21 protein-coding genes are annotated in these 26,162 nt (G+C 71.9%); 12 read left to right on the top strand and 9 right to left on the bottom strand.

Annotated features, from left to right (window positions below; genetic code table 11):
• Positions 1-7 precede the first annotated feature (7 nt).
• The 5 genes from ACF1AL_RS33025 (at position 8) to ACF1AL_RS33005 (ending at position 6,955) form a co-directional block, all read left to right on the top strand.
• Positions 8-1,888 (top strand): copper resistance protein CopC, encoded by a 1,881-nt coding sequence (locus tag ACF1AL_RS33025; protein WP_391828441.1) that lies wholly within the window; start codon positions 8-10, stop codon positions 1,886-1,888.
• Positions 1,889-1,895: 7 nt separating this feature from the next.
• Positions 1,896-3,140 carry an iron uptake transporter deferrochelatase/peroxidase subunit gene (efeB, locus tag ACF1AL_RS33020; protein ID WP_391828439.1) on the top strand — a complete coding sequence of 415 codons (1,245 nt, stop codon included), beginning with the start codon at positions 1,896-1,898 and terminating at the stop codon, positions 3,138-3,140.
• A 247-nt stretch (positions 3,141-3,387) separates the two neighbouring features.
• Positions 3,388-4,323 carry a prephenate dehydratase gene (gene pheA / locus ACF1AL_RS33015; RefSeq protein WP_366835131.1) on the top strand — a complete coding sequence of 312 codons (936 nt, stop codon included), beginning with the start codon at positions 3,388-3,390 and terminating at the stop codon, positions 4,321-4,323.
• 557 nt (positions 4,324-4,880) lie between these two features.
• Entirely contained in the window at positions 4,881-6,158 is a 1,278-nt protein-coding gene (serS, locus tag ACF1AL_RS33010; RefSeq protein WP_366835132.1) for a serine--tRNA ligase, read from the top strand.
• Positions 6,155-6,955, top strand: a complete 801-nt coding sequence (locus ACF1AL_RS33005; RefSeq protein ID WP_386584436.1) for an HAD family hydrolase — start codon at positions 6,155-6,157, stop codon at positions 6,953-6,955. Before serS ends, ACF1AL_RS33005 begins: the two co-directional genes overlap by 4 nt.
• A 129-nt stretch (positions 6,956-7,084) precedes the next feature.
• Here the strand turns inward: ACF1AL_RS33005 and ACF1AL_RS33000 are convergent, their stop codons facing one another.
• From ACF1AL_RS33000 to ACF1AL_RS32985, 4 genes are all read right to left on the bottom strand, one after another.
• The gene (locus ACF1AL_RS33000) at positions 7,085-7,804 is read right to left on the bottom strand and encodes an ABC transporter permease subunit (RefSeq protein WP_391702301.1); all 720 of its coding nucleotides are present in this window, start codon (positions 7,802-7,804) and stop codon (positions 7,085-7,087) included.
• A gap of 10 nt (positions 7,805-7,814) precedes the next feature.
• Complete coding sequence (locus ACF1AL_RS32995; protein ID WP_366835135.1) at positions 7,815-8,726, bottom strand: ABC transporter ATP-binding protein; 912 nt, start codon at positions 8,724-8,726, stop codon at positions 7,815-7,817.
• A gap of 105 nt (positions 8,727-8,831) precedes the next feature.
• On the bottom strand, positions 8,832-9,740 hold the full coding sequence (locus tag ACF1AL_RS32990) for an ABC transporter permease subunit (RefSeq protein ID WP_386911315.1): 909 nt from the start codon (positions 9,738-9,740) through the stop codon (positions 8,832-8,834).
• Positions 9,730-10,695 (bottom strand): ABC transporter ATP-binding protein, encoded by a 966-nt coding sequence (locus ACF1AL_RS32985; protein ID WP_366835428.1) that lies wholly within the window; start codon positions 10,693-10,695, stop codon positions 9,730-9,732. The genes ACF1AL_RS32990 and ACF1AL_RS32985 overlap by 11 nt, the downstream gene beginning before the upstream one ends.
• 294 nt (positions 10,696-10,989) lie before the next feature.
• On the opposite strand from ACF1AL_RS32985, the gene ACF1AL_RS32980 reads away from it, so the two are divergent.
• From ACF1AL_RS32980 to ACF1AL_RS32955, 6 genes are all read left to right on the top strand, one after another.
• Entirely contained in the window at positions 10,990-11,832 is an 843-nt protein-coding gene (locus ACF1AL_RS32980; protein WP_384201201.1) for a M24 family metallopeptidase, read from the top strand.
• Positions 11,829-13,586: an SDR family oxidoreductase gene (locus ACF1AL_RS32975; protein WP_391828437.1), complete on the top strand. Its 1,758-nt coding sequence runs from the start codon at positions 11,829-11,831 to the stop codon at positions 13,584-13,586. The genes ACF1AL_RS32980 and ACF1AL_RS32975 overlap by 4 nt, the downstream gene beginning before the upstream one ends.
• A gap of 163 nt (positions 13,587-13,749) precedes the next feature.
• On the top strand, positions 13,750-14,313 hold the full coding sequence (locus ACF1AL_RS32970) for an RNA 2'-phosphotransferase (RefSeq protein WP_391702291.1): 564 nt from the start codon (positions 13,750-13,752) through the stop codon (positions 14,311-14,313).
• Between the two features lie 32 nt (positions 14,314-14,345).
• Complete coding sequence (locus tag ACF1AL_RS32965) at positions 14,346-14,792, top strand: hypothetical protein (RefSeq protein WP_391828435.1); 447 nt, start codon at positions 14,346-14,348, stop codon at positions 14,790-14,792.
• A gap of 64 nt (positions 14,793-14,856) precedes the next feature.
• Positions 14,857-15,768, top strand: coding sequence for an LLM class flavin-dependent oxidoreductase (locus ACF1AL_RS32960; RefSeq protein WP_391828433.1), 912 nt, complete (start codon positions 14,857-14,859; stop codon positions 15,766-15,768).
• Between the two features lie 196 nt (positions 15,769-15,964).
• Positions 15,965-16,852: an HAD hydrolase family protein gene (locus tag ACF1AL_RS32955; RefSeq protein ID WP_366835142.1), complete on the top strand. Its 888-nt coding sequence runs from the start codon at positions 15,965-15,967 to the stop codon at positions 16,850-16,852.
• A gap of 71 nt (positions 16,853-16,923) precedes the next feature.
• On the opposite strand, the gene ACF1AL_RS32950 is transcribed toward ACF1AL_RS32955, so the two are convergent.
• The 4 genes from ACF1AL_RS32950 to ACF1AL_RS32935 form a co-directional block, all read right to left on the bottom strand.
• The gene (locus ACF1AL_RS32950; RefSeq protein ID WP_391828431.1) at positions 16,924-17,988 is read right to left on the bottom strand and encodes a peptidoglycan DD-metalloendopeptidase family protein; all 1,065 of its coding nucleotides are present in this window, start codon (positions 17,986-17,988) and stop codon (positions 16,924-16,926) included.
• Between the two features lie 120 nt (positions 17,989-18,108).
• Positions 18,109-21,621, bottom strand: coding sequence for a thiol reductant ABC exporter subunit CydD (gene cydD, locus ACF1AL_RS32945; RefSeq protein ID WP_391828429.1), 3,513 nt, complete (start codon positions 21,619-21,621; stop codon positions 18,109-18,111).
• Between the two features lie 32 nt (positions 21,622-21,653).
• Positions 21,654-22,658: a cytochrome d ubiquinol oxidase subunit II gene (gene cydB / locus ACF1AL_RS32940; protein ID WP_366835145.1), complete on the bottom strand. Its 1,005-nt coding sequence runs from the start codon at positions 22,656-22,658 to the stop codon at positions 21,654-21,656.
• A 20-nt stretch (positions 22,659-22,678) separates the two neighbouring features.
• The gene (locus ACF1AL_RS32935) at positions 22,679-24,187 is read right to left on the bottom strand and encodes a cytochrome ubiquinol oxidase subunit I (RefSeq protein WP_391702279.1); all 1,509 of its coding nucleotides are present in this window, start codon (positions 24,185-24,187) and stop codon (positions 22,679-22,681) included.
• Positions 24,188-24,398: 211 nt separating this feature from the next.
• Here ACF1AL_RS32935 and ACF1AL_RS32930 point away from each other — a divergent pair, with 211 nt between their 5' ends.
• Entirely contained in the window at positions 24,399-24,818 is a 420-nt protein-coding gene (locus ACF1AL_RS32930; protein ID WP_391702277.1) for a cyclophilin-like fold protein, read from the top strand.
• 227 nt (positions 24,819-25,045) lie between these two features.
• On the opposite strand, the gene hisC is transcribed toward ACF1AL_RS32930, so the two are convergent.
• Entirely contained in the window at positions 25,046-26,125 is a 1,080-nt protein-coding gene (gene hisC, locus ACF1AL_RS32925; RefSeq protein ID WP_391702274.1) for a histidinol-phosphate transaminase, read from the bottom strand.
• Positions 26,126-26,162: the final 37 nt, after the last annotated feature.

The raw sequence follows: 26,162 nt of genomic DNA, 5'->3' as shown, positions 1-26,162 counted from the left end.
AGTCACCGTGACCCAGACCACCGCCCCCCGCGTGCGGACCCTGGTGCTGCTGTTCGTGGCCGCGCTCGGCGCGCTGCTCGCCGGCGCCGCGCCCGCCTCCGCGCACGCCGCGCTGACCGGCAGCGACCCCCAGCAGGGGGTGGTGGTCAAGCAGGCACCCGCCCGGGTCTCGCTCACCTTCTCCGAGAAGGTCGCCCTCAACGACGACTCGCTGCGCGTCCTCGACCCCCAGGGCAAGCGCGTCGACGACGGCAAGCCCTCCGAGGTCAGCGGCACCACCTACGCCGTGGCGCTGCACAGCGGGCTGCCCGACGGCACCTACACCGTCACCTACCAGGTCGTCTCGGCCGACAGCCACCCGGTCGCCGGCGCCTACACCTTCTCCGTCGGCGCCCCCTCCAAGACCGCCGTCTCCGTCGGCGGGCAGGAGGCCGGAGGCGGCGTCGTCGGCACGCTCTACGGCCTCGGCCGGTACGTGTCGTACGCCGGATTCATCGTTCTGACCGGCGGGGCCGCCTTCGTGCTGGCCTGCTGGCGGCGCGGCACCGGGGTGCGGGCCGTGCAGCGGCTCGTGGTCTCCGGCTGGGTCGCCCTGACCGCGGCCACCCTCGCGCTGCTGCTCCTGCGCGGCGCGTACACCACCTCCGGCAAGGCCGGCGACATCCTCGACCTGGACCTGCTCGGACAGGTCCTGCAGACCAAGTCCGGCGCCGCCCTGGTCTCCCGGCTGCTGCTGCTCGCCGCGGCGGCCCTGTTCGTCGCCGTCCTCTTCGGCGCCTACGACAAGCGCGAGGACGAGGAGAAGCGGGACCTGACGTTCGGGCTGGCGCTCGGCGGCACCGTCGTGGCCGCGGGGCTCGCGGCGAGCTGGGCGATGGCCGAGCACGCCTCCGTCGGCCTCCAGGCCGGCCTCGCGATGCCCGTCGACGTGATCCACCTGCTCGCCGTCGCCGCCTGGCTCGGCGGGCTCGCCGCGCTGCTCGTCGCCCTGTATTTCGCGCCCGCCGAGACCCCGGTCGAGACCGCCGCCGTGCGCCGCTTCTCCACCGTCGCCTTCGGCAGCGTCCTCGCCCTCGTCGCCACCGGCGTGTACCAGTCCTGGCGGCAGCTCGGCTCCTGGTCGGCCTTCACCGACACCGGCTACGGGCAGCTGCTGCTGGTGAAGATCGGGCTCGTGGTGGTGCTCGTCGGGCTCGCGTCGATCTCCCGCAGGTGGACGGCCCGGCTCACCGACCCCGTGGTCAAGCAGACCCGGAAGAAGGAGCGGGAGCGGGTCACCGCGCCCGCGGGCGACGATCAGCGGGCCGCCGAGCTGGCCCGGCAGCGCGCCGCCATGGACGCCGCCCGCCGCAAGCAGCAGCGGGACGCGGACCCCCACCGGTTCGGGCTGCGCCGCGCCGTCCTCGCCGAGGCCGCCGTCGCCATCGTCCTGCTCGCGGTGACCACCGCGCTCACCTCCACCGAGCCCGGCCGGACCGAGGAGGCCGCCCGGGCCGCCACCTCGTCGTCCCCGGCGTCCTCCGCCTCGTCCTCGACCGCCGGGCCGGGGGCCGTCACGCTGGACATCCCCTTCGACACCGGCGGCAAGGACGGCAAGGGCGTCGTCAGCATCGACCTCGACCCGGCGGGCGTCGGCGCCAACGAGATGCACGTCTACGTCACCCACCCCGACGGCCGTGCCTTCGACGTGCCCGAGCTGAAGATCGCCCTCACCCTCGCCGCCAAGGACGTCGGGCCGCTGCCCGTCGTACCGGACCACATCACCACCGGACACTGGTCGGCGGACGGAGTGCAGATCCCGATGGCCGGCGACTGGCAGGTCGCCGTGACCGTACGGACCTCCGACATCGACCAGGTGACCGTCTCCAAGAACGCGCAGATCGGCTGAACGCACCATGCCCGACCAGTCCCCCCTCCCCGCGCAGACGCCCGGCGTCTCCCGCCGCCGGCTGCTCGGCACCGCCGGTGCCACCGGGCTCGTCCTCGGCACGGCCGGCGCGGCGGCGGGCTACGCGGCCGCGCCCGCCCAGGCCACCCCGCTGACCTCGCTCGGCGCCGAGCGCGCGATGTTTCACGGGAAACATCAGCCCGGCATCACCGACGGCCTCCAGGCCCGGGGCCATCTCGCCGCCTTCGACCTGGCCCCGGGCGCGGGCCGCAAGGAGGCCGCCGCCCTGCTGCGCCGCTGGTCGGCGACCGCGGAACGGCTCATGGCGGGTGAGCCCGCCGCGCACGGGGACACCGACGTCGCCCGGGACGCCGGGCCCTCGGCACTGACGATCACCTTCGGCTTCGGGCACAGCTTCTTCGGCCGCACAGGGTTGGAGAAGCAGCGCCCGGCCGCCCTCGACCCGCTGCCCTCCTTCTCCTCCGACCAGCTCGACAAGGCCCGCAGCGACGGCGACCTGTGGGTGCAGATCGGCGCCAACGACGCGCTGGTCGCCTTCCACGCCCTGCGCGCCGTCCAGAAGGACGCCGGCACCGCGGCCCGGCTGCGCTGGCAGATGAACGGCTTCAACCGCAGCCCCGGGGCCACCTCCCACCCCATGACCGCCCGCAACCTCATGGGCCAGGTCGACGGCACCCGCAACCCCAAGCCGGCCGACCCCGACTTCGACCAGCGCGTGTTCGTGCCGGCGGACGGACAGCCCGCTTGGATGGCGCACGGCTCCTACGTCGTCGTCCGCCGCATCCGCATGCTCCTCGACGACTGGGAGAAGCTGCCGCTGAAGGACCAGGAGGCGGTCATCGGGCGCCGCAAGTCCGACGGGGCGCCGCTGTCGGGCGGCACCGAGACCACCGAGATGGACCTGGAGAAGACCGACGCCAACGGCGAGTACGTCGTCCCGGTCAACGCCCACGCCCGCATCACCCGGCCCGACCGCAACGGCGGGGCGGCGATGCTGCGGCGCCCGTTCTCCTACCACGACGGCTTCGACGCCGACGGGACGCCGGACGCGGGACTGCTGTTCATCTGCTGGCAGGCCGACCCGCTGCGCGGCTTCGTGCCCGTGCAGCGCAAGCTCGACCGGGGCGACGCGCTGTCACGCTTCATCCGGCACGAGTCCAGCGGGCTGTTCGCCGTGCCGGGCGGCGCGGCGAAGGGCGAGTACGTGGGGCAGCGGCTGCTGGAGGGGTGAGCGGGCGGCGGACGGGCGGCTGGGGCGGGGCGGGGTGGCCGGGCCAGGCGACGGCCGGGCAGCTGGGGCGGGGCGGGGTGGCCGGGCCAGGCGGCGGTCGGCGGGCCGGGTGAGTTGCCGTGGGAGCCGGGGGCCGCGTTGCACAGGCTGACGCGCTGTGCAGGGTCTTCCTCGTTCAAACCACCCGGTCGAGTGGCTGTGGTGAGACGCCTGAGCCCGGGCGGCCCGCGGCCATTAGGGTGAGACCATGCCAGCGAGCTATGCGTATCTCGGCCCCGAGGGCACCTTCACCGAAGTCGCCCTGCGCACGCTTCCGGAAGCGGCCACCCGGGAGCTGATCCCGTACGTGTCGGTGCAGTCGGCGCTGGACGCGGTGCGGGCCGGCGAGGCCGAGGCGGCGTTCGTGCCGATCGAGAACTCGGTCGAGGGCGGCATCACCACCACCCTGGACGAGCTGGTCGCCGGCGCCCCGCTGATGATCTACCGCGAGGTGCTGCTGTCGATCACCTTCGCGCTGCTGGTCCGGCCCGGCACGAAGCTCGCCGACATCAAGACGGTCTCCGCCCACCCCGCGGCCCAGTCCCAGGTGCGCAACTGGCTGCGCACGAACCTGCCCGACGTCGACTGGGAGTCGGCCGCCTCCAACGCGGACGCCGCCCGCCTGGTCCAGGAAGGCCGGTACGACGCCGCCTTCGCCGGTGAGTTCGCCGCCGCCCGCTACGGACTGGAGGCGCTGGAGACCGGTATCCACGACTTCCCGGAGACCGCGCAGACCCGGTTCGTCCTGGTCGGCCGTCCGGCCCGGCCCGCCGCCCCGACCGGTGCCGACAAGACCTCCGTCGTGCTCTGGCAGCGCGACGACCACCCCGGCGGGCTGCGCGACCTGCTGGGCGAGTTCGCCACCCGCGGGATCAACCTGATGCTGCTCCAGTCCCGGCCGACCGGTGCCGGCATCGGGAACTACTGCTTCTGCATCGACGCCGAGGGCCACATCTCCGACCGGCGGATGGCCGAGGCCCTGACGGGGCTGAAGCGGATCTGTCTGCAGGTGCGCTACCTCGGCTCCTATCCGCGGGCCGATGTCACGCCCGGAGACGTGCGGCCGACGCTGCCGGGGACCTCGGACGAGGAGTTCGTGGCGGCGGCGGACTGGGTGGCGCGCTGCCAGGACGGGCGGTTCTAGGACGGGCGGTTCCAGGACGGCGGGGTGAGAGGACGACGGTCGAGGGCCCCGCAGGGTTCCGGCCAGTCCTACCTGCATATCTTCGTTATCCACAGAAGTTATCCACAGGTGGGCTTCTCGACCTGGGGACAAGTCGACAGGGAAGCACCACTCAGTCGACAAATCGCCCTGGAGGGCCCACAAGCGCCCAGAGGCGCACGGGTCACACTTCGTCCACCTGTTTCCTTTGAACAATCCTTTGGAGCGAACACTTTCCACTCGAAAGTGCGGCTAAAAGGGAGGTGCACCGGGAATCCTGAGGTCCGCTTACCGTCGCGGAGTGATCAATTCCGAAGTCCACAGATCTTTCTCACACCCTGTGGATAACTTTTCCGGGGCTGTGGATCCCTGTGGACGGGACGGGCCTCAAGTGCCGCCGTCCACAAGCGATTCGAGCCAGCCGACACCCGGTTCGGACACTCGGCGCAATTGACCCATAACTATCCGTAAGCGACTATTCGGCGCGCCAGGGAATAGTGAGTCGTGAGCCGTCACCGGGCACCGGTAGCCTTGACCGCGTGATTGACCTTCGCCTGCTTCGTGAGGACCCCGACCGTGTGCGCGCCTCTCAGCGCGCCCGTGGAGAGGACGTCGCGCTCGTCGACGCTCTCCTGTCTGCCGACGAGCGGCGCAGGTCCTCCGGCGTCCGCTTCGACGAGCTGCGCAACGAGCAGAAGTCGCTCGGCAAGCTGATCCCCAAGGCGTCCGCCGACGAGAAGGCCGACCTGCTCAAGCGGGCCGAACAGCTCAAGGCCGACGTCAAGGCCGCCGAGGCCGAGCGCGACGCCGCCGACGCCGAGACCCAGGAGCTGCTGCTCAAGCTCGGCAACCTCGTCCACCCCGACGTCCCCGTGGGCGGCGAGGAGGACTTCGTCACCCTGGAGACGCACGGCACCATCCGGGACTTCGCCGCCGAGGGCTTCGAGCCCAAGGACCACCTGGAGCTCGGCCAGCTGCTCGGCGCCATCGACGTCGAGCGTGGCGCCAAGGTCTCCGGCTCCCGCTTCTACTTCCTCACCGGCGTCGGCGCCCTGCTGGAGCTGGCGCTGGTCAACGCCGCGCTGGCCCAGGCCACGGCGGCCGGCTTCACGCCGATGCTCACCCCGGCGCTGGTGCGCCCGCAGTCCATGGCCGGCACCGGCTTCCTCGGCCAGGCCGCGCAGGACGTCTACCACCTCGACAAGGACGACCTGTACCTGGTCGGCACGTCCGAGGTGCCGCTCGCGGCGTACCACATGGACGAGATCATCGACGCCGACCAGCTGCCGCTGCGCTACGCCGGCTTCTCGCCGTGCTTCCGCCGCGAGGCCGGCTCGCACGGCAAGGACACCCGCGGCATCTTCCGCGTCCACCAGTTCGACAAGGTGGAGATGTTCTCCTACGTCACCCCCGAGGAGTCGCAGGCGGAGCACCAGCGGCTGCTGGAGTGGGAGAAGCAGTGGCTGACCTCGCTGGAACTGCCGTTCCGGGTGATCGACGTCGCCTCCGCCGACCTCGGCGCCTCCGCCTCCCGCAAGTTCGACTGCGAGGCGTGGATCCCGACCCAGGGCAAGTACCGCGAGCTGACCTCCACCTCGGACTGCACCGAGTTCCAGTCGCGCCGGCTGTCCATCCGCGTCCGCGAGGACAAGAAGGTGCGCCCGCTGGCCACGCTCAACGGCACGCTGTGCGCCGTACCGCGCACCATCGTGGCGATCCTGGAGAACCACCAGCAGGCCGACGGCTCCGTCCGTGTGCCCGAGGTGCTGCGGCCCTACCTGGGCGGCCGTGAGGTGCTGGAGCCGGTCGCCAAGTGACCGGCTTCCCCTACCGGCTGATCGCGACCGACCTCGACGGGACGCTGCTGCGTTCGGACGACTCGGTCTCGCAGCGCACCCGTGACGCGCTCGCCGCGGCCACCGCGGCGGGCGCGGCCCACATCGTCGTCACGGGCCGGGCGGTGCCGTGGACCCGGCACATCCTCGACGACCTCGGCTACCGCGGCCTCGCCGTGTGCGGCCAGGGCGCGCAGGTGTACGACGCCGGGGAGCACCGCCTGCTGACCACGGTCACCCTGGACCGGCAGCTGGCCGGAGTGGCGCTGGCCAAGATCGAGGCCGAGGTCGGGCCGCTGTACCTGGCGGCCAGCCGTGACGGCCTGGACGGCGAGGTGCTCGTCGGGCCCGGTTACGCGCTGACCGGCAAGCTGCCCGCGACGCCGTTCTCGGACGCCTCCGATCTGTGGAGCGCCCCGCTGAACAAGATCTACATCCAGCATCCCGAGCTGTCCGACGACGAGCTGGCCGAGGCGGCCCGGCGGGCCGCGGGCGGGTTCGTCACGGTCGCGATGGCCGGCCAGGGCATCGTGGAGCTGCTGCCCCTCGGTCTGTCGAAGGCCACGGGGCTGTCGCTGGCGGCCCGCCGGCTGAAGATGAAGGCCGCCGACACGATCGCCTTCGGCGACATGCCCAACGATGTGCCGATGTTCGCCTGGGCGGCGCGGGGGGTGGCCATGGCCAACGCCCATGAGGAGCTGAAGGCGGTCGCCGACGAGGTGACGTCCTCCCACGACGAGGACGGGATCGCGGTCGTGCTGGAGCGGTTGCTGGGCTGACGGGGGCGCGCCGCGAGGGTTGCGGTGCGCTGCCGGGCCCGGGAAGGCGCGTGGCCGGTCGCGCAGCTCGCCGCGCCCCGGGGGTCGCAGTCGTCGTCCGCTGTGACCCCCCGTCGAGGCCGGCTGTGGCTACTCCTCGCCTGCCAGCGTGAGCGCCCGCAGCTTCTGGCCGGCGTACCAGGTGGCCAGCACGGTGACCGCGATCAGCAGCACCGTGGCCGTCGTGAGCCCGACGTCGGAGGTGACCAGGTCGCCGCCGGCGACCTTGTGGGCCACGGCCAGGGACCACTGCTGGATGCTCAGCGTCCGGGCGCCGGGGACGAGGGAGCCGAACAGCGCCTCCCAGACCAGGGCGTAGACCAGGCCGAAGACCACCGCGTGCCGGGACACCGTGCCGAGCAGCAGGAACACGGCGGCGTAGGCGATGGAGGAGACCAGCGCCGCGACCGTGTAGGCGACGGCGATCTGCTGGCCGTTGCCGTTGAGGATCAGCCCCGCGATCAGGGTGGGCACGGCGGAGAACACCATGGTCACCGCGATCGCCACGATCAGCTTGGTGAGGATGATCGTGGGGCGCTTGACCGGCTTGGACAGCAGGTACACCACCGAGCCGTCGTCGATCTCGGGCCCGATCGCGCCGGTGCCGGCGATGACGCCGATGATCGGCACCATCGTGGCCAGCGCGAACCCGCCGAGGACGTCGGAGGCGGTCTGGTCGTCGGCCCCGGTGAGCGCGCGCACCGCGACCGAGATGACGATCAGCAGCAGCGGCAGCGCGCCGAGGATGAGGGCGCGGCGCCGGCCGAGCAGCGCCCGGTAGGTGAGCCGGGCGACAGTGGGGTCGTACATCATGGGCCTCCTACGCCGCGACCAGGTACGAGAACACGGACTCGAGGGACTCGTCGGACGGCGAGACGGTCAGCAGCCGGATGCCGTGCGCCTTGGCGACGCGCGGCAGGAGGGCCGTGAAGCGGGCGAAGTCGACGGCCTGGATGCGCAGCGCGCCCTCGGCGTGGTCGACCTCGATGCCGGAGGTGGACGGGTCGGAGATCAGCGCGGCCGCGAGGGCGCGGTCGTCGCTGGAGCGCACCAGGTAGCGGTGCGGCCGGTCGGTCATCAGGCGGCGGATCCGGCGGAAGTCGCCGCTGGCCGCGTGGCGCCCGGCGACGATCACCTCGATGTGCCAGGCGAGCTGCTCGACCTCTTCGAGGATGTGGGAGGAGAACAGCACCGTGCGGCCCTCGTCGCCCATGCGCCTGAGCAGCTCCATCAGCTGCATGCGCTGGCGCGGGTCCATGCCGTTGAACGGCTCGTCCAGCAACAGCAGCGAGGGGTCGTGCACGAGGGCGCTGGCCATCTTCACCCGCTGCCGCATGCCCTTGGAGTAGGTGGCGATCCGGCGGTCCTGGGCGTACTCCATCTCGACGGTGGCAAGAGCTCGTTGGGCCTCCTTGTCGCCGAGGCCGTGGAGTTCGGCGTTGGCGACGACGAACTCGCGGCCGGTGAGGAAGTCGTACATCGCCTCGCGCTCGGGGACGATGCCGATGTGCCGGTAGATCCGCTCGTTGCGCCATACCGGCTGCCCGTCGAGGGTGACCGTGCCGGTGGAGGGGGCGAGGAAGCCGCCCATCATGTTGATGAGGGTGGACTTCCCGGCGCCGTTGGGGCCGAGCAGGCCGGTCACGCCGGGCCCGATGGTCATGGTGATGTCGTTGACGGCGACCACGTTGCCGAACCAGCGGGAGACGTGGTCGATGGACAGAGTGCTCATGGGCGCAGCCCATTCCTTGGAAGGGTGGTGGCGGGCGACGGGGAAAGGGACCTCATGGGCGCAGCCCATTCCTTGGAAGGGTGGTGGAGGGCGACGGGTGGGCGGTCACAGGCCCACCTTCTTGTAGCGGCGCAGCAGCAGGCCGTAGCTCGCGGCGATCAGACCGAGGGTGACGAGGACGTAGACGGCGCCCTGCGCGTCGCTCGGGCCGTCGCCGCCGGGGAAGGCGGAGGTCGCGCCGAGGAACGCGGACTGCACGCCGTCGATCAGGGTGGTCGGCGAGAACAGGCCCAGCCAGGCGATCGCCCCGGTGCTGTCCTGGGCGTAGGCGATGCCCTGGACGACGGAGACGGCGCCGTAGGAGATGGTCAGGACGGCGATGACGGCCGCGATGCCGAAGCCGCGGCGGGGTGTGACCGACGCGACGACCAGGCCGATCCCGGCGAAGAGCAGCGACAGCAGTGCCACGGAGACGAGTCCTTGTCCGAATCCCTTGGTCTGGTCGGCGAAGTCGAGCTTGGCCAGCAGCGCGCCGACGTACAGCACGAGCAGCGGGGTGGCCGTGAGCAGGAACAGCGCCGAGGCGAGCGCCGCGAACTTCGCGCGCACGTAGTCGGCGGTCTCGATGGGCCGCGAGAAGTACAGCGGGACGGTCTTGAAGCGCAGGTCGCGGGAGACCGACTGGGGTGCCTGCGAGGCGACGTACAGGCTGATGACGGCCTGCATGATGATCGCGTAGCGGGTGTAGTCGACGGGCAGGTCCTTGGCCTTGGTGGCGACGGCCACCGCGACCATGATGGCGGCCGGCACGCACATCACCACGAACAGCAGCATCGGCAGCACCTTGGACTTGGCCGAGCGGCCGAGGCCGTAGGCGCCCCGCAGGGACTGCGCGTACAGCGAGCGACGGGCGTAGGCCCGGCCGAGCCGGGGGCCGTCGTAGCTGCGGTAGCCGATGTCGTGGATACGGGTCTGGTCTCCCGGGCCGGTGGCCAGGGGCTGCTCAACCGCCATGGACGGCCGCCTCCTTGCGCTGCTCGTCGCCGCCGGTGAACACGTCCGAGATGTGGTGCCGGCGCTGTTCCATGCGCACCAGGCCCAGGCCGAGGTCGGCGACGACGTCCCGGACCAGGTCGTAGGTCTCCTCGCCCTGTGCGGTGAGGAGCAGGGTGTGGCCGGCGCCGGGCAGGCCGCTGCCGTCGTCGTGGGTGCTCACCCCGCGCGCGTGCAGCGCCTCGCGCACGGCACGGGTGCCGTCGGGGTGCTCGTCGGTGTCGGTGACCTCGATGGCGAGGGTGGTGGTGGTCTGCGTGAAGTCCGTGGTGGAGCTGGAGCGCAGCAGCTTGCCGCCGTCGATGACGACGACGTGGTCGCAGGTGCGTTCCAGTTCGCCCAGCAGGTGGGAGGTGACGAGGACCGAGATGCCGAAGTCGGTGTGGACGCGGCGGATCAGGCCGAGCATCTCGTCGCGGCCGACGGGGTCGAGGCCGTTGGTCGGTTCGTCGAGGAAGACCAGCTGCGGGTCGTGGACCAGCGCCTGGGCGAGCTTCACGCGCTGCTTCATGCCGGTGGAGTAGCCGCCGATGGGGCGGTAGCGCTCCTCGTACAGGCCGACGTGGCGCAGGGTGTCCGCGGTGCGTTCGCGTGCGGCGGCGGGCGGCAGGCCGGACATGCGGGCCATGTGCACGACGAACTCGGTGGCCGAGACGTCGGGCGGCAGGCAGTCGTGCTCCGGCATGTAGCCCACGCGTTCGCGGATGGCGGCGCCCTTGGTGGCGACGTCGAGGCCGAGCACCTCGGCGCGGCCCTCCGTGGCGGGGGACAGACCCAGCAGGATCTTGATCAAGGTGGACTTGCCGGCGCCGTTGGCCCCGACGAGTCCGGTCACACCGGGTCCGATGTCCACGGACAGCCGGTCGAGCGCGGTCACCCTCGGGAACCGCTTGCTCAGGCTTTCGGTCGCGATCACAGTCACGCCACAGACAGTAGTGACACGCGCCACGGCCGTCGTCAGACCGCAGAGCCGTCTCGGCATCACCCTGCAGTCGTACGGGCCCGTAGGGGATGTGGTGCCTGAGAGCTACGGACGGGTTCTCCACGCCCGCGCATCCCTCCGCACGTGTCCCCGCGCGTCCCTCCGCGCGTGTCCCCGCGGATCGCCCTTGATCCCGCCTATTGACTCCGCGTCTAACAAGTGCCAGATTCGCTGATGTCACGTTACGGGCACGTAGCGCAGTCGACGAGGAGCGCTGGAGGCGTTGGCATGACGACGGCAGTGACCCGCGAGATCTCCGCTGAGCTGCGAGGATTCCGGCGGGTGCAGCGCCTGGCCTACGAGTGCGCCGAGGCGGTGGCGGCCCGGTTGCGACCCGGAGTGACCGAGCGCGAGGCGGCGCGCATGCAGCGCGAGTGGCTGTCCGAGCGGGGCGTGCGCGACTGGTTCCACATGCCGTTCGCCTGGTTCGGCGACCGCACGGCGTTCGTGGACTTCCATGTGCCGCTGCAGTTCTTCCCCACCCAGCGCCGCCTGGAGCCCGGGATGCCGTTCATCCTGGACATGGCCCCGGTCTTCGAGGGGTACACCGCCGACATCGGCTACTCGGGGTCGCTCGGCCCGAACCTCGTGCAGGACAAGCTCATGGCGGACCTGGAGGCGCACCGCGAGCTGATCCTGCGCGAGGTGCGCGAGCGGCGCTCGCTGCGGGAGATCTACGAGGACGTGGACCGGCTCATGGTGCGCCAGGGCTACGCAAACCGCCACCGCGCCTACCCGTTCGGGGTGATCGCGCACAAGGTGGACCGGGTGCGGGAACGCCGTTTCGCCCCGCGCCTGTTCGGGTTCGGCACCCAGTCGCTCAAGGGCCTGCTGAGCGACGCGGTGCACGGTCACCGGGAGGGCTGGTCACCGCTGTGGTCGCCCTACCGCTTCTCCGACCACCCGCCGCAGCCGGGCCTGTGGGCGGTCGAACCCCACCTCGGTTTCCGGGGTACGGGCGCGAAGTTCGAGGAGATCCTGGTCGTCACCGACTCGGCGGATCCCGCGGAGAGCGCCTTCTGGCTGGACGACGATCTGCCGCACGTGCGGCGCTGGGCGGAGGACAAGTGACCATCGAGGGTGCTCGCGAGCGCCGGGTGCGCACCGGCGGGGTGGACCTGTGCGTGGCGGAACTGGGCGATCCGGCCCGGCCGACGGTGATCCTGGTGCACGGCTACCCGGACAGCAAGGAGGTCTGGTCCGAGGTCGCCGCCCGGCTGGCCGGCCGCTTCCACGTCGTGCTGTACGACGTCCGCGGCCACGGCGGCTCCACCGCGCCGAAGCCGCTGCGCGGCGGCTTCACCCTGGAGAAGCTGACGGACGACTTCCTCGCGGTCGCGGACGCGGTGAGCCCGGACCGGCCGGTGCACCTCGTGGGCCACGACTGGGGCTCGGTGCAGTCGTGGGAGTTCGTCACGGTCAAGCGCACCGAGGGGCGCATCGCGTCCTTCACCTCCATGTCGGGGCCGTCCCTGGACCACTTCGGCCACTGGATCAACCGGCGGCTCAAGCACCCCACCCCCCGGCGGGTCGGCCAGCTCCTCGGCCAGGGCGCCAAGTCGTGGTACGTCTACCTGCTGCACACGCCGAAACTGCCCGAACTGGCCTGGCGCGGACCGCTCGGCAAGGCCTGGCCCGGTATCCTGCGACGCGTCGAGCGCACCCCGGACGGCGCCTACCCGACGTCGTCGCTGCCCACCGACGCGGCGCACGGCGCGTGGCTGTACCGCGACAACGTCCGCGCCCGGCTGCGCAGGCCCCGCCAGGACGCGTACGCGCACGCGCCCGTGCAGCTCATCACGCCCGTGCAGGACGCGTTCCTGTCCGAGCGCCTCTACGACGAACTGGAGCTGTGGGTTCCGCAGTTGACGCGCCGCACGCTGCCCGCGCGACACTGGATACCGCGGACGCGTCCCGACCAACTGGCGTCGTGGATCGAGGAGTTCGTCTCCTCTGTCGAGGACGGCCGGCGCCGGGTACCCGCGTCGGGGCGGCACGCCGACCGGTTCGGCGGACAGCTCGTCCTGGTCACCGGCGCGGGCAGCGGCATCGGCCGGGCCACGGCGTACGCGTTCGCGGAGGCCGGCGCGCGGGTGATCGCCGTCGACCGGGACGCTGAGGCGGCTGCCCGGACCGCGGAGATGTCCCGGCTGATCGGCGCACCGGACGCCTGGGCGGAGGCAGTTGACGTCTCCGACGAGATGGCCATGGAGAAACTCGCGGACAAGGTGCTCACCGAGTACGGCGTGGTGGACGTGCTGGTGAACAACGCCGGAATCGGCCTGTCCGGCAGCTTCTTCGACACCACCACGGACGACTGGCGCAAGGTGCTCGACGTCAACTTGTGGGGCGTCATTCATGGTTGCCGCCTTTTCGGACGGCACATGACCGAGCGCGGGCAGGGCGGCCACATCGTCAACGTCGCGTCCGCGGCCGCCTACCAGCCGTCCCGGGCGCTGCCGGCCTACAGCACGTCCAAGGCGGCGGTGCTGATGCTCAGCGAGTGCCTGCGCGCCGAACTCGCGGGCCAGGACATCGGGGTGAGCGCGATCTGCCCGGGCTTCGTCAACACCGCCATCACGTCCACGGCGCACTTCGCCGGCGTGGACGCGGAGGAGGAGCGGCGCCGCCAGAAGCGGACCGCGCGTCTGTACGGCGCGCGAAACTACCCGCCGGAGAAGGTGGCTGACGCCGTGTTGGATGCGGTGGTGAGGAACGCGGCGGTGGTGCCGGTGACGCCGGAGGCACGGCTGTTCCGGGCCATGTCCCGCTTCACTCCCGGGGCGTTGCGAGCGCTGGCACGGATCGAGCCGCCGGTCTCCTGACAACTATGCTGGCGCGCAAGCACACATGACCAACTCATGGGGTCTCAAAGACGGTTGTCCACAGGATCCTCAAATGGCCTGTGGATAACCCGAGTTCGCTGTGGATCAAACCTCCCCGCGAAAAAAACTTCGTGATCCACGTCTCTCGCGTCATCATGACGACATGAACGAAAACGACATGGACGACAGACGCGTCGTGAAGGTGTCGAAGTACCTGTCGAAGCACCTGCGCCACCAGCCGGAGAGGATCGGACTGGAGCTGGACGAGGGCGGCTGGGTGGAGATCGACGCGCTGCTGACCGCGGCGGCCGGGCACGGCTTCCCGATCACGCGAGACGAGCTGGAGCACGTCGTCGCCGTCAACGACAAGAAGCGCTTCGCGATCGAGGGCGGCCGGATCCGCGCCAGCCAGGGACACAGCGTCGAGGTGGACCTGGGGCTGCCGGCCGCGACCCCGCCGCCGTACCTCTATCACGGCACCGTGGCGCGGAACCTGGACGCGATCCGCGCCGAGGGGCTGCGGCCCATGAACCGCCACGACGTGCACCTCTCGGCCGACCGGGAGACCGCCACCCGCGTCGGGGCGCGCCGCGGCCGGCCCGTCGTCCTGGCCGTCGACGCCGGTGCCATGCACCGCGACGGACACGTCTTCCACGTCAGCGCCAACGGGGTGTGGCTGACCCGCGCCGTCCCCCCGCGCTACCTGCGCTTTCCTCAGCCGCGCTGAACCGTCGGCCCCTTCCCCGCGTCCTAAGAGGTATGGACCACTTGCCGACCACCGAGGCCGCCGTCGCCGCCCTGCGCGAGCTCGCCGGGGAGTATGCGCGTGAGATCGACGTCAGCCACGCCATCGGCGCCGATCAGACCTCCCGCCGCACCGCCGCGGGTGTGGGCGTCGCGACCGACCCCGACGGCACCCTCCCGCACGAGGCCTATGTCGAGTTCGGCGGCCTGCCTCAGGTGAGCGTCCGGCTCTTCCCCGAGGATGACGCGCTGATCGAGGTCGAAGGCGTCGAGTTCCCCGACCTCGACCGCGACGAGGTGCCGGCGTTCCTGCGGTCCGTCTTCGGCGGCCTCGCCCATGTACGGGCGCGCCGCTTCCCTCCCGGCTACTTCCTGATCGTGCCGCTGCCCGGCGACCGCACCCACCGGGAGTACGTCTCGCCCGGCCTGCTCACTCCGTGGCTGGGCAGCCGCGTGCGGTGACCGTTTCACGTGAAACGTCTGATCGTTTCACGTGAAACAGGGGCGTGCGCCTACGCTCGGGGGCATGAGTCTGCGTCTGAGCACCGTGATCCTCCCCTACCGCCGCTGGAACGAGGGCGGCCGTGCGGCCTGGACGCGCGCCGAGCAGCTCGGTTTCCACACCGCCTACACCTATGACCACCTGTCCTGGCGCAGCTTTCGCGACGGTCCCTGGTTCGGCGCGATCCCGACCCTGACCGCCGCCGCCTCGGTCACCGACCGGATGCGCCTCGGCACCCTGGTGACCTCCCCGAACTTCCGGCACCCGGTGACCCTCGCCAAGGAGCTGATCTCCCTGGACGACATCTCCGGCGGCCGGATCACCCTGGGCATCGGCGCGGGCGGAAACGGCTTCGACGCCACGACCCTGCTGCCGAGCGGCCAGGAGCCGTGGACGCCGCGCGAGCGGGCCGACCGCTTCGCCGAGTTCGTGCCGCTGCTGGACCGTCTGCTGACCGAGGACGCCGTCAGCCACGACGGCACGTTCTACTCGGCGTACGAGGCACGCAACATCCCCGGCTGTGTGCAGCGTCCCCGGCTGCCCTTCGCGGTCGCCGCGACCGGCCCGCGCGGCCTCAAGCTCGCCGCCCGCCATGGTCAGGCCTGGGTGACCACCGGTGACCCGAAGCTGTACGAGAACGGCACGCCCGAGCAGTCGGTCCAGGCGCTGCGCGGCCAGCTGCAGAAGCTGTCCGAGGCGTGCGAGGCCATCGGGCGGGACGTGACCGGGATGGACAAGATCCTGCTCACCGGTTTCACCCCGGACCGCAGCCGGCCGCTGGAGTCCGTCGACGCCTTCGTGGACTTCGCCGGACGCCACCGCGAGCTGGGCTTCACCGAGATCGTCCTGCACTGGCCGATCCCCGACTCGGACTTCGCGGCCGACCAGGAGGTCTTCGAGGAGATCGCCGTGAAGGGGCTCGCGCAGCTGGGGTGACCGCGGCGGCTGGGGTGACCTCGGCGGCTGGGGTGACCGCGGCGGGTACGGGTGACCGGCGGAACAGTCCGGTGGCGGGCATGGCGGCAGCGGGTGCGGGTGACCGCCGGGACCGTCGGCGGCCGGGCGTGCGGCACGCAGGGTAATCCCTCAGATGCCCTCAGATGTGCACAGTGCCGCACGGTCGTGCGGGCATATGCGGGACAATGGGCCGGTGACCTCAGCGACCCGACAGCCCGAGACCCCGGCCTCCGCTCTCCCGCCGCGGCTGATCGCCACCGATCTGGACGGCACCCTTCTGCGCGACGACAAATCGGTGTCCCCCCGTACCGTCGCCGCCCTCGCGGCCGCCGAGGAGGCGGGCATCGAGGTCTTCTTCGTCACCGGCCGCCCGGCCCGCTGGATGGACGTCGTCAGCGACCACGTCCACGGCCACGGCCTGGCGATCTGCGGCAACGGCGCCGCCGTGGTCGACCTGCACGGCGGGCCGGGCGCCCACCGGTTCGTCAAGGTGCGCGAGCTGGCGCGGGAGAACGCGCTGGACGCCGTACGGCTGCTGCGGGACGCGGCACCGGGCACCGTGTACGCCATCGAGCAGACCTACGGCTTCAACCAGGAGCCGGACTACCCGAAGCTGCACATGGAGGTCCCCGACGTCCTCCTGTCCGCCGAGGAGCTGCTGGGCCCCGACGGTCCGCTGCCCGACGAACCGGTGCTGAAGATCCTCGCCTACCACCCCTCGCTCGACCCGGACGCCTTCCTCACCCTCGGCCGCCTCGCGCTCGGCGAGCGCGCCAACGTCACCCGGTCCAGCCCCAGCGCCCTGCTGGAGATCAGCGGGCCCGGTGTCTCCAAGGCCAGCACCCTCGCCCTGTGCTGCGCCGAGCGCGGCATCTCCCACGAGGAGGTCGTCGCCTTCGGGGACATGCCCAACGACGTCGAGATGCTCACCTGGGCGGGCCGCTCGTACGCCATGGGCAACGCCCACCCCGACGTCATCGCGGCGGCCTCGGGACGCACGGTCGCCAACAACGACGACGGCGTGGCAGTCGTGATCGAGCAACTGCTCGCGGAACGCGGGTAACCGAAGGGCTGCGGATCCCGGAGGCTGCCGGGCAGCGCTGGTCGCCCGGGGGTGGCGCACTCCGCGGGGCGTCAGCCCACCGGCACCCCGCGTTCCGCGAGCCACGGCACCGGGTCCAGCGCGGAGCCCATGTCGGGCGTGATCCGCACCTCGAAGTGCAGATGAGGGCCGGTGGAGTTGCCGGACGTGCCGGACTGGCCGATCCACTGCCCCGCCAGCACCTGCTGCCCCGGGTCGACGGCCACGGCGGCCAGGTGCGCGTACTGCGTGTAGTAGCCGCCGGGGTGCTGAAGCACGATCTCGATGCCGAAGGCGCCCCCGCAGGACACCCGCACCACCCGGCCCGCGCCCGCCGCCCGCACCGGCGTCCCGATCGGCACCGCGAAGTCCTGACCCGTGTGCCGGTGCGCCCAGTGCGAGCCGTCGCTGCCGAAGCCCGCGGACAGCTGGTAGCTCTCCACCGGCGCGACCCACGCGCGTGTGCCGTCCAGCGGCGGCTGCTCCAGCCGGACGGCACCGCGGCAGCTGCCCGCCGCGACCGACGCGTCGGCCTGGCCCTGCAGCCGGGAGCGCGCGTCCTCCAGCTTCGCCTCGATGCTCTTCTTCAGCACGGCGAGCTCGGCGGTGCGCTTCTCCAGCGCCTGCCAGGCGGACGCCGTCCTCGCCTCGTCGGCGACCAGCCGGGCCTCGGCCCGCCGACTGCGGTCGATCGCGCGGCCCACGGCCGACTGGGCGGTGGCCAGCACATGCTGACCGCGCATCAGCTGGTCGGGGCTGTCCGCCATGAGCAGCCGCGCGGCCATGGGCAGCCCGCCGCCGGTGCGGTACTGGGCCCGCGCGATCCGCCCCAGGTCCTCGTGGAGCGCGCCGAGCCGCCGCCGCTGACCGTCGAGCAGTCCCTCGGCCCGTACGGCGCGCACCCGCTGCGCGTCGGCCTCGCGCCGGCCCTGCTCGTAGCGCTGGGTCGCCACGGCGGCGTCCTGGTACAGGCGGGCGACCTCGGTGCCGACCCCACCGCCGGCGTCGTCACCGCCGTCACCGCCGTCGCCGCCGTCGGGCGAAGGGCCCGCCGCGAGGGCCGCCAGCGCGCAGCACAGGACCGCGGCGATCAGCGGGCGGCGGCGAAGTGAACGCATGCCGGCGATCGTCGCGCGGCGGGCGGACGCGAGCCCACCCGAGTCGTACGACTGGGGGAGCGGATTACTGCGACCGGGTCACCCGACGGGGGTTGACGGCCCGTCACGAGCGGCCCGGTGTCAGCGGGCGCCGACGAGCACCTCCGCGTCCGCCTCGCGCCGCGCCATCCGGCGGAAGGGTCCCTCCTCGGCGGCCAGCCGCGGGTAGGGGCCGCGCTGCACCACGCGGCCCTCGCCCAGCACGATCACCTCGTCGACGGCCTCCAGACCGGCGAGGCGGTGCGTGACGAGCACGGTGGTGCGGCCCTCGGTGGCGGCCAGCAGGTCGGCGGTGAGGGCGTCGGCGGTCGGCAGGTCCAGGTGCTCGGCGGGCTCGTCCAGGACGAGGACGGGGAAGTCCGCGAGCAGGGCCCGGGCCAGCGCGAGCCGCTGCCGCTGCCCGCCCGACAGCCGGGCGCCGTGCTCGCCGATCAGCGTGTCCAGCCCGTCGGGCAGGCTGTCCGCCCAGGTCAGTAGCCGGGCCCGGGCCAGCGCCTCACGCAGCTCGGCCTCGGTCGCGTCCTTCTTCGCCAGCAGCAGGTTCTCGCGCACCGAGCTGTCGAAGAGGTGGGCGTCCTGGGCGCACAGGCCCACGAAGCGGCGTACGGCGTCGCCGTCGAGCGCGCGGGCGTCCGCACCGGCCAGCGTGTACGACCCCGCCGACGGGTCCAGGAACCGCAGCAGCACCTGCGCGAGGGTCGTCTTGCCCGACCCGGACGGGCCGACCACGGCGATCCGGTGCCCCGGCCGCAGGGTGAGATCGATCCCGGCGAGCGCGTCCCGGTCCTGGCCCGGGTAGCGGGCCGTCAGACCCGAGACGACGACGGGGAACGGGGTGGCGGGGGCCGTGAGCGGCCGCTCCGGCTCCCGCACCGGCGCGGGGGAGTCCAGGACGTCGTACACGCGCCCGGCGCTCTCGCGCACCCGCTGCCGGTAGCGCACCGCGAGCGGCAGCGAGGTCACGGCCTCGAACGCGGCCAGCGGGGTCAGGACGACGACGGCCATCGCGACCCCGCTCAGCCGTCCGGCCGCGACCGCCTGGGCGCCGACCAGGGCGGAGGCGGCGACCGTCAGCCCCGACAGCAGCGCGGTGAGCCCGTCGCCGAGGGCGGTGGCACCGGCCGCTCGGGCGGCGATCCGGGTGAGGGTCACGTCGGCCCGCGCGGCCGCGGCGGTACGGGCGGGCAGCGCTCCGGCGACGGTGAGTTCCGCGGTCCCGGTGAGCAGGTCGGTGACCCGGGTCGCCAGTTCACCGCGGGCGGGCGCCAGCCGGCGTTCGGCGTGGCGGGCCACCGCACCGGTGAGCAGCGGCACGCCCGCGCCGGCCGCCAGCAGGCCGGCGGCGAGCACCGCGCCCGCCTCGGGCAGCAGCCAGGCGGCGAAACCGACCGAGGCGGCCGACACGAGCACGGCCGCCCCGGCGGGCAGCAGCCAGCGCAGCCAGTAGTCCTGGAGGGCGTCGACGTCCCCGACGAGCCGGGCGAGCAGGTCACCGCGGCGGTGGGCGCGCAGCCCGGCGGGAGCGAGCCGCTCCAGCCGCCGGTAGACCGCGACCCGGGTGTCGGCGAGCATGCGCAGCACGGCGTCGTGCGACACCAGCCGCTCGGCGTAGCGGAAGACCGCGCGGCCGATGCCGAAGGCCCGGGTCGCCGTCACCGCCACCATCAGATAGAGCACGGGCGGCTGCTGGGAGGCCCGGGAGATCAGCCAACCGGAGGTGGCCATCAGGCCGACGGCGCTGCCCAGCGCCAGGCTGCCGAGCAGCAGGGCGAGCAGCAGCCGGCCGCGCCGGGCGCCGGACATGGCGCGGACGCGGGCGAGCACGCTGCCGCCGCGGGCGGTGCCGTCTGCGGCGGCATCCGCGGTTTCGGCGGTGGCCCGCGCGACCTCGATGGGCCGGGGGCCGCTCGTGGGGCCGTTCGTCCCGGGCGCGGCCGGTGTGGCGTCGTCCGCTCGCGCGTCACGGTCCGCGGCCTCCAGCCGCACGACGCGGTCGGCGACCTCCAGCAGCGCGGGCCGGTGCACGACGAGCAGGACCGTGCGGCCCACGGCGAGGCGGCGCACGGCCGCGACGACCTCCGCCTCGGTCCGTCCGTCCAGGGCGGCCGTCGGCTCGTCCAGCAGCAGCACGGGACGGTCGGCGAGGAACGCGCGGGCCAGCGCGAGCCGCTGCCGCTGCCCGGCGGACAGCCCGGCCCCGTCCTCGCCGAGCAGGGTGCCGAGTCCGTCCGGCAGCGCGTCCACGAAGTCCGCCCCCGCGTCGGCGAGTGCCTGCCGTACGGCGGTGTCGTCGGCGTCCGGCCGGGCCAGGCGCACGTTGTCGGCGATGGTCCCGGCGAACAGTTGCGGCCGCTGCGGCACCCAGGCGATCCGCGACCGCCACTGCTGAAGGTCCACGTCCGTGAGGTCCGCTCCCCCGATCCGCACCCGCCCGGCGGTCGGTGTCACGAAGCCGAGCACCACCGCGAGCAGCGTGGACTTGCCCGCCCCGCTGGGCCCCACCAGGGCGACGGTCTCCCCCTCTTCCACGCTGAACGACACGTCGGTCACCGCGTCCGCCGAGCGGCCGGGGTAGCGCACGCGCACGCCGTCGAAGGCGAGGGCGCCGGCGGGCACGGGCCGGGTGCCCGACTGCGGCAGCGGGGTCTCCAGGACGGCGAAGATCTCCTCCGCCGCCGCCAGTCCCTCCGCGGCGGCGTGGTACTGGGCGCCCACCTGCCGCAGCGGCAGATACGCCTCCGGGGCGAGGACGAGGACGACCAGGCCGTCGTAGAGCGTCATCTCGCCGTGGACGAGCCGCATGCCGATCGTCACCGCGACCAGGGCGACGGACAGCGTGGACAGCAGCTCCAGCGCGAAGGACGACAGGAAGGCGATCCGCAGGGTCCGCATCGTCGCCTGGCGGTACTCGCCGGTGATCCGCCGGATCGACTCGGCCTGCGCCTTGGCCCGGCCGAAGACCTTCAGCGTGGGCAGCCCGGCGACGACATCGAGGAAGTGCCCGGACAGCCGGGACAGCAGCCGCCACTGACGGTCCATCCGGGACTGGGTCGCCCAGCCGATCAGCATCATGAAGACGGGGATGAGGGGGAGCGTGGCGACGATGATGGCCGCCGACACCCAGTCCTCGGTGACGATCCGCGCCAGGACCGCCACCGGAACCGCCACCGCGAGACCGAGCTGCGGCAGATAGCGCGAGAAGTAGTCGTCGAGCGCGTCGATGCCGCGCGTGGCGAGCGTGACCAGCGATCCGGTCCGCTGCCCTGCCAGCCAGCCGGGGCCGAGCCGGGCGGCCTGCTCCAGCAGCCGGCCGCGCAACTCCGACTTCACCGCCGCGCTCGCCCGGTGGGCGGCGAGCTCGGTGAGCCAGGCGACCAGGGCGCGGCCGGCGGCGACGGCCACCAACAGCAGCAGGGGGGTGCGCAGGCCGGACACGGACAGGCCGTGCTGGAACGCGCCGACGACCGTCTCGGCGATGAGCATCGCCTGGGCGATGACCAGCACCGCCCCCAGGGCGCCCAGGCCGACCACCGCCAGCAGGAAGCGGCGGGTGGCCCGGGCGTACCGGAGCAGACGCGGATCGATTGGTTTCACGTGAAACACACCTCAGTGCGCGAGGGGAGACCTCAGTGCGCGGGCTCGGCGATGTGCTGGGTGCCGATCCGCTTGCGGAAGACCCAGTAGGTCCAGCCCTGGTAGAGCATCACCACGGGCGTGGCGATCGCCGCGCACCAGGTCATGATCTTCAGGGTGTAGGGGCTCGACGAGGCGTTGGTGACCGTCAGGCTCCAGTCCGGGTTCAGCGTGGACGGCATGACGTTCGGGAACAGCGTCAGGAACAGCATGGCCACGGCGGCCACGATGGTGACGCCGGACAGGGCGAACGACCAGCCCTCGCGCCCGGCCTGGTTGGCCACGAGCGCCGCGAGCAGGGCGACGACGGCGACCACCAGAGCGACCAGGCTCGCACCGTCACCCCGGTCCAGCTGCGTCCAGCCCAGGAAGACCAGCGCGAGGACGGCGGTGGCGAGACCGACCTTGAGGGCCAGCTTCCGCGCCCGCTCCCGGATGTCCCCGACGGTCTTCAGCGCGGTGAACACCGTCCCGTGGAAGGTGAACAGCGTCAGCGTGACCAGGCCGCCGAGCAGGGCGTAGGGGTTGAGCAGGTCGCCGAGGTTCCCGGCGTACTCCAGGTTCCGGTCGATCTTCACGCCGTGCACGATGTTGCCGAACGCCACGCCCCACAGGAACGCGGGGATCAGCGAGCACCAGAAGATCGCCCTCTCCCAGTTGCGCTGCCACTGCTCCTCGGGCCGCTTCGCGCGGTACTCGAAGGCGACACCGCGCACGATCAGGCAGACCAGGATGACCAGCAGCGGCAGGTAGAAGCCGGAGAACAGGGTGGCGTACCACTCGGGGAAGGCGGCGAAGGTCGCGCCGCCCGCCGACAGCAGCCACACCTCGTTGCCGTCCCAGACCGGGCCGATGGTGTTGATCAGCACCCGCTTCTCGGCCCGGTCGCGGGCCAGCAGCCTGGTGAGGACACCCACTCCGAAGTCGAAGCCCTCCAGGAAGAAGTAGCCGGTCCACAGGACGGCGATCAGGACGAACCAGACGTCGTGCAGTTCCATGTCTGTGCAGCTCCCTCGGCCTAGTACGAGAAGGCCATCGGCTTGTCGGCGTCCCGGGAGTCGCCGCCGATCTTCGTGGGCGGGTTCAGGTCGTCCTCGGACAGCTCGGGCGGGCCGGCCTTGACGTACTTGGCGAGCAGCTTCACCTCGACGACGGCGAGGATCGCGTACAGCGTGGTGAAGACGGCCATCGACGTGATGACCTCGCCCTGGGAGACGCCGGGGGAGACCGCGTCACGGGTCTGCAGGACGCCGTAGACGACCCACGGCTGGCGGCCCATCTCGGTGAAGATCCAGCCCCAGGAGTTGGCGATCAGCGGGAAGGCCAGGGTCCAGACGGCGATGCGCCAGAACCAGACGGTGAGCTTCGGGCTGAGCGCCTTGTTCTTGAACAGCACCAGGTGCGGCACCTCGTCCTCGCCGACCCTCAGATGCTGCGGCAGCAGGAACTTCTTGCGGGTCAGCCACAGGCCGGCGATGCCGAGGGCGAAGGACGTCATGCCGAAGCCGATCATCCAGCGGAAGCCCCAGAAAGTGACGGGGATGTTGGGCCGGTAGTCGCCGGGCCCGAACTTCTGCTGCTCGGCCTTGTTGACGTCGTTGATGCCGGGGACGTACGAGGTGAAGTCGTCGTTGGCCAGGAAGGACAGCAGGCCGGGGATCTCGATGGCGACCGAGTTGTGGCCCTTCTCGACGTCGCCGTAGGCGAAGACGGAGAACGGGGCGGGCCTCTGGCCGTCCCACAGGGCCTCGGCGGCGGCCATCTTCATCGGCTGCTGCTTGAACATGACCTTGCCGAGGGTGTCGCCGCTGACCGCGGTGAGCAGGCCGGCGATGACCACGGTGATCAGGCCGAGCCGCAGCGAGGTCTTCATCTCGCGGATGTGCTTCTTGCGGGCCAGGTGGAAGGCGGCGATGCCGACCATGAAGGCGCCGCCGGTGAGGAAGGCCGCGGACAGGGTGTGGAAGGCCTGGCTGAGCGCGGTGTTCTGGGTCAGCACGGCCCAGAAGTCGGTCAGCTCGGCGCGGCCCTTGGCCTTGTTGATCCGGTAGCCGACCGGGTGCTGCATCCAGGAGTTCGCGGCGAGGATGAAGTACGCCGACAGGATCGTGCCGATCGAGACCATCCAGATGCAGGCCAGGTGGATCTTCTTCGGCAGCTTGTCCCAGCCGAAGATCCACAGCCCGATGAAGGTCGACTCGAAGAAGAAGGCGATCAGGGCCTCGAAGGCGAGGGGCGCCCCGAAGATGTCGCCGACGAAGCGGGAGTAGTCCGACCAGTTCATGCCGAACTGGAACTCCTGCACGATGCCGGTGACGACACCCATCGCGATGTTGATCAGGAAGAGCTTGCCCCAGAACTTGGTCGCCCTGAGGTACTTCTCCTTCTCCGTGCGCACCCAGGCGGTCTGCAACCCGGCCGTGAGCGCGGCGAGAGAGATCGTCAGCGGGACGAACAGGAAGTGGTAGACGGTGGTGATGCCGAACTGCCAGCGCGCCAGTGTCTCCGGCGCCAAAGCCAGGTCCACGTCGTCAGTCTCCTTACCTCGCCGTGGTACGGCAGCCGTTTGCCCCTGTTTGTCACACACAACGCGGGAGCAACCGGGACACGCTTGTGAATGCATTCACATTCACAAGCCATTATGACGCACCGATTTTCGACGTTCGAAGGGGGGTCCCCCCTTGACCGCCACGGCAGACTCTTGGCAGCGACTTCAACGTTGTGTTGAATTGCGCGCCATGCAGACGCACTCCACTACGGACAGCACACACGACGTCACGACGACGCGGATCCGGATCTCCTGGCCCGCGGGACACCTCACCGCGACCCTCGACGACACCGCGACCACCCAGGCCCTCGCCAAGGCCCTGCCCCTGGTCTCCGTCGCCCGCACCTGGGGCGAGGAGGTCTACTTCGACACCGGGGTCTCGGTTTCACGTGAAACCACGGCCCGGCAGGTCGTCGAGCCGGGCACCGTGGCCTTCTGGACGGACGGCGACGCGCTCGCCCTCCCCTACGGGCCGACGCCCATCTCCCAGGGCGACGAATGCCGCCTGGCCAGCCCCTGCAATGTGATGGGACGCCTGGACGGGGACGCTCGCGCCCTGGCCACCGTGCGCGACGGCGACCCCGTCCGCGTGGAACTGATCGAGGACTGACCCGGTCCACCGGACCGCCGGACTGACCCAGCCCACCGGCTGACCAGCCGCCGGCCCGACCCGGTCCACCGGCTGAACCGGTCACCGGACCGATCCGGTCCACCGGGTCACCAGTCACCGGACCGATCCAGCCCTCGACCACGGGCAGCTCACCCAGGCCGCGGCCGCACCCGCGGCGCCACCCGTGATCTGCCGACGGAGCCTGACGGCTCCCTGCGTGCGGAGCCCTACAGCTCCTTGCGGAAGTTCTCCGCCACCTTCACGAAGATGTCGTTGGCCTCGGTCTCCCCGACCGTCACCCGGACCCCCTCGCCGGCGAACGGACGCACGACCACACCGGCCTGCTCGCATGCCTCCGCGAACGCGAGCGTGCGCTCACCCAGCCGCAGCCACACGAAGTTGGCCTGCGTCTCGGGCACCGTCCAGCCCTGCGCCCGCAGCGCGTCGACCACGCGCGTGCGCTCACACACCAGCGAGCCGACGCGGCCCAGCAGCTCGTCCTCCGCCTGCAGCGAGGCGATCGCGGCCTCCTGCGCCAGCTGGCTCACCCCGAACGGCACCGCCGTCTTGCGCAGCGCCGCCGCCACCGGCTCATGGGCGATCGCGAAGCCGACCCGCAGCCCGGCGAGGCCGTACGCCTTGGAGAAGGTCCGCAGCACGCACACGTTGGGCCGCTCCCGGTACAGCTCGACGCCGTCCGGCACCTCGGGGTCGCGGATGAACTCCCGGTAGGCCTCGTCCAGCACCACCAGCACATCACCGGGCACCCGGTCGAGGAAGCGCTCCAGCTCGGCCCGGCGCACCACCGTGCCCGTCGGGTTGTTCGGGTTGCAGACGAAGATCAGCCGGGTACGGTCGGTGATCGCGTCCGCCATCGCGTCGAGGTCGTGGACATCGCCCTCGGTCAGCGGCACCTGCACCGAGCGCGCCCCGCTGATCTGGGTGATGATCGGGTACGCCTCGAAGGAGCGCCAGGCGTAGATCACCTCGTCGCCCGGACCGGAGGTCGCCTGCACCAGCTGCTGGGCGACGCCGACCGAGCCGGTGCCGGTCGCGAGGTGGGAGAGCGGGACGCCGAAGCGCTCGGACAGCTCGTTCATCAGGCCTGTGCAGGCCATGTCCGGGTAGCGGTTGAACTCCCCGGCGGCGGCGGTCACGCGCTCCATCACGCCCGGCAGCGGCGGATAGGGGTTCTCGTTGGAGGACAGCTTGTAGGCCACCGGGCCACCTGCCGCGGCGGGCTTGCCCGGCTTGTAGGTGGGGATACCCTCCAGCTCGGCGCGCAGCTTCGGGCTCGTCTCGCTCACCGCAGTCCTCCTCGCGACCACCGGCGGCCCGTCACTG

This window comes from Streptomyces sp. NPDC014801, from assembly GCF_043082085.1.
GTDB lineage: Bacteria > Actinomycetota > Actinomycetes > Streptomycetales > Streptomycetaceae > Streptomyces.
Note: the sequence above shows the minus strand (reverse complement) of the source record. Positions and strands in the feature narration are given on the sequence as shown.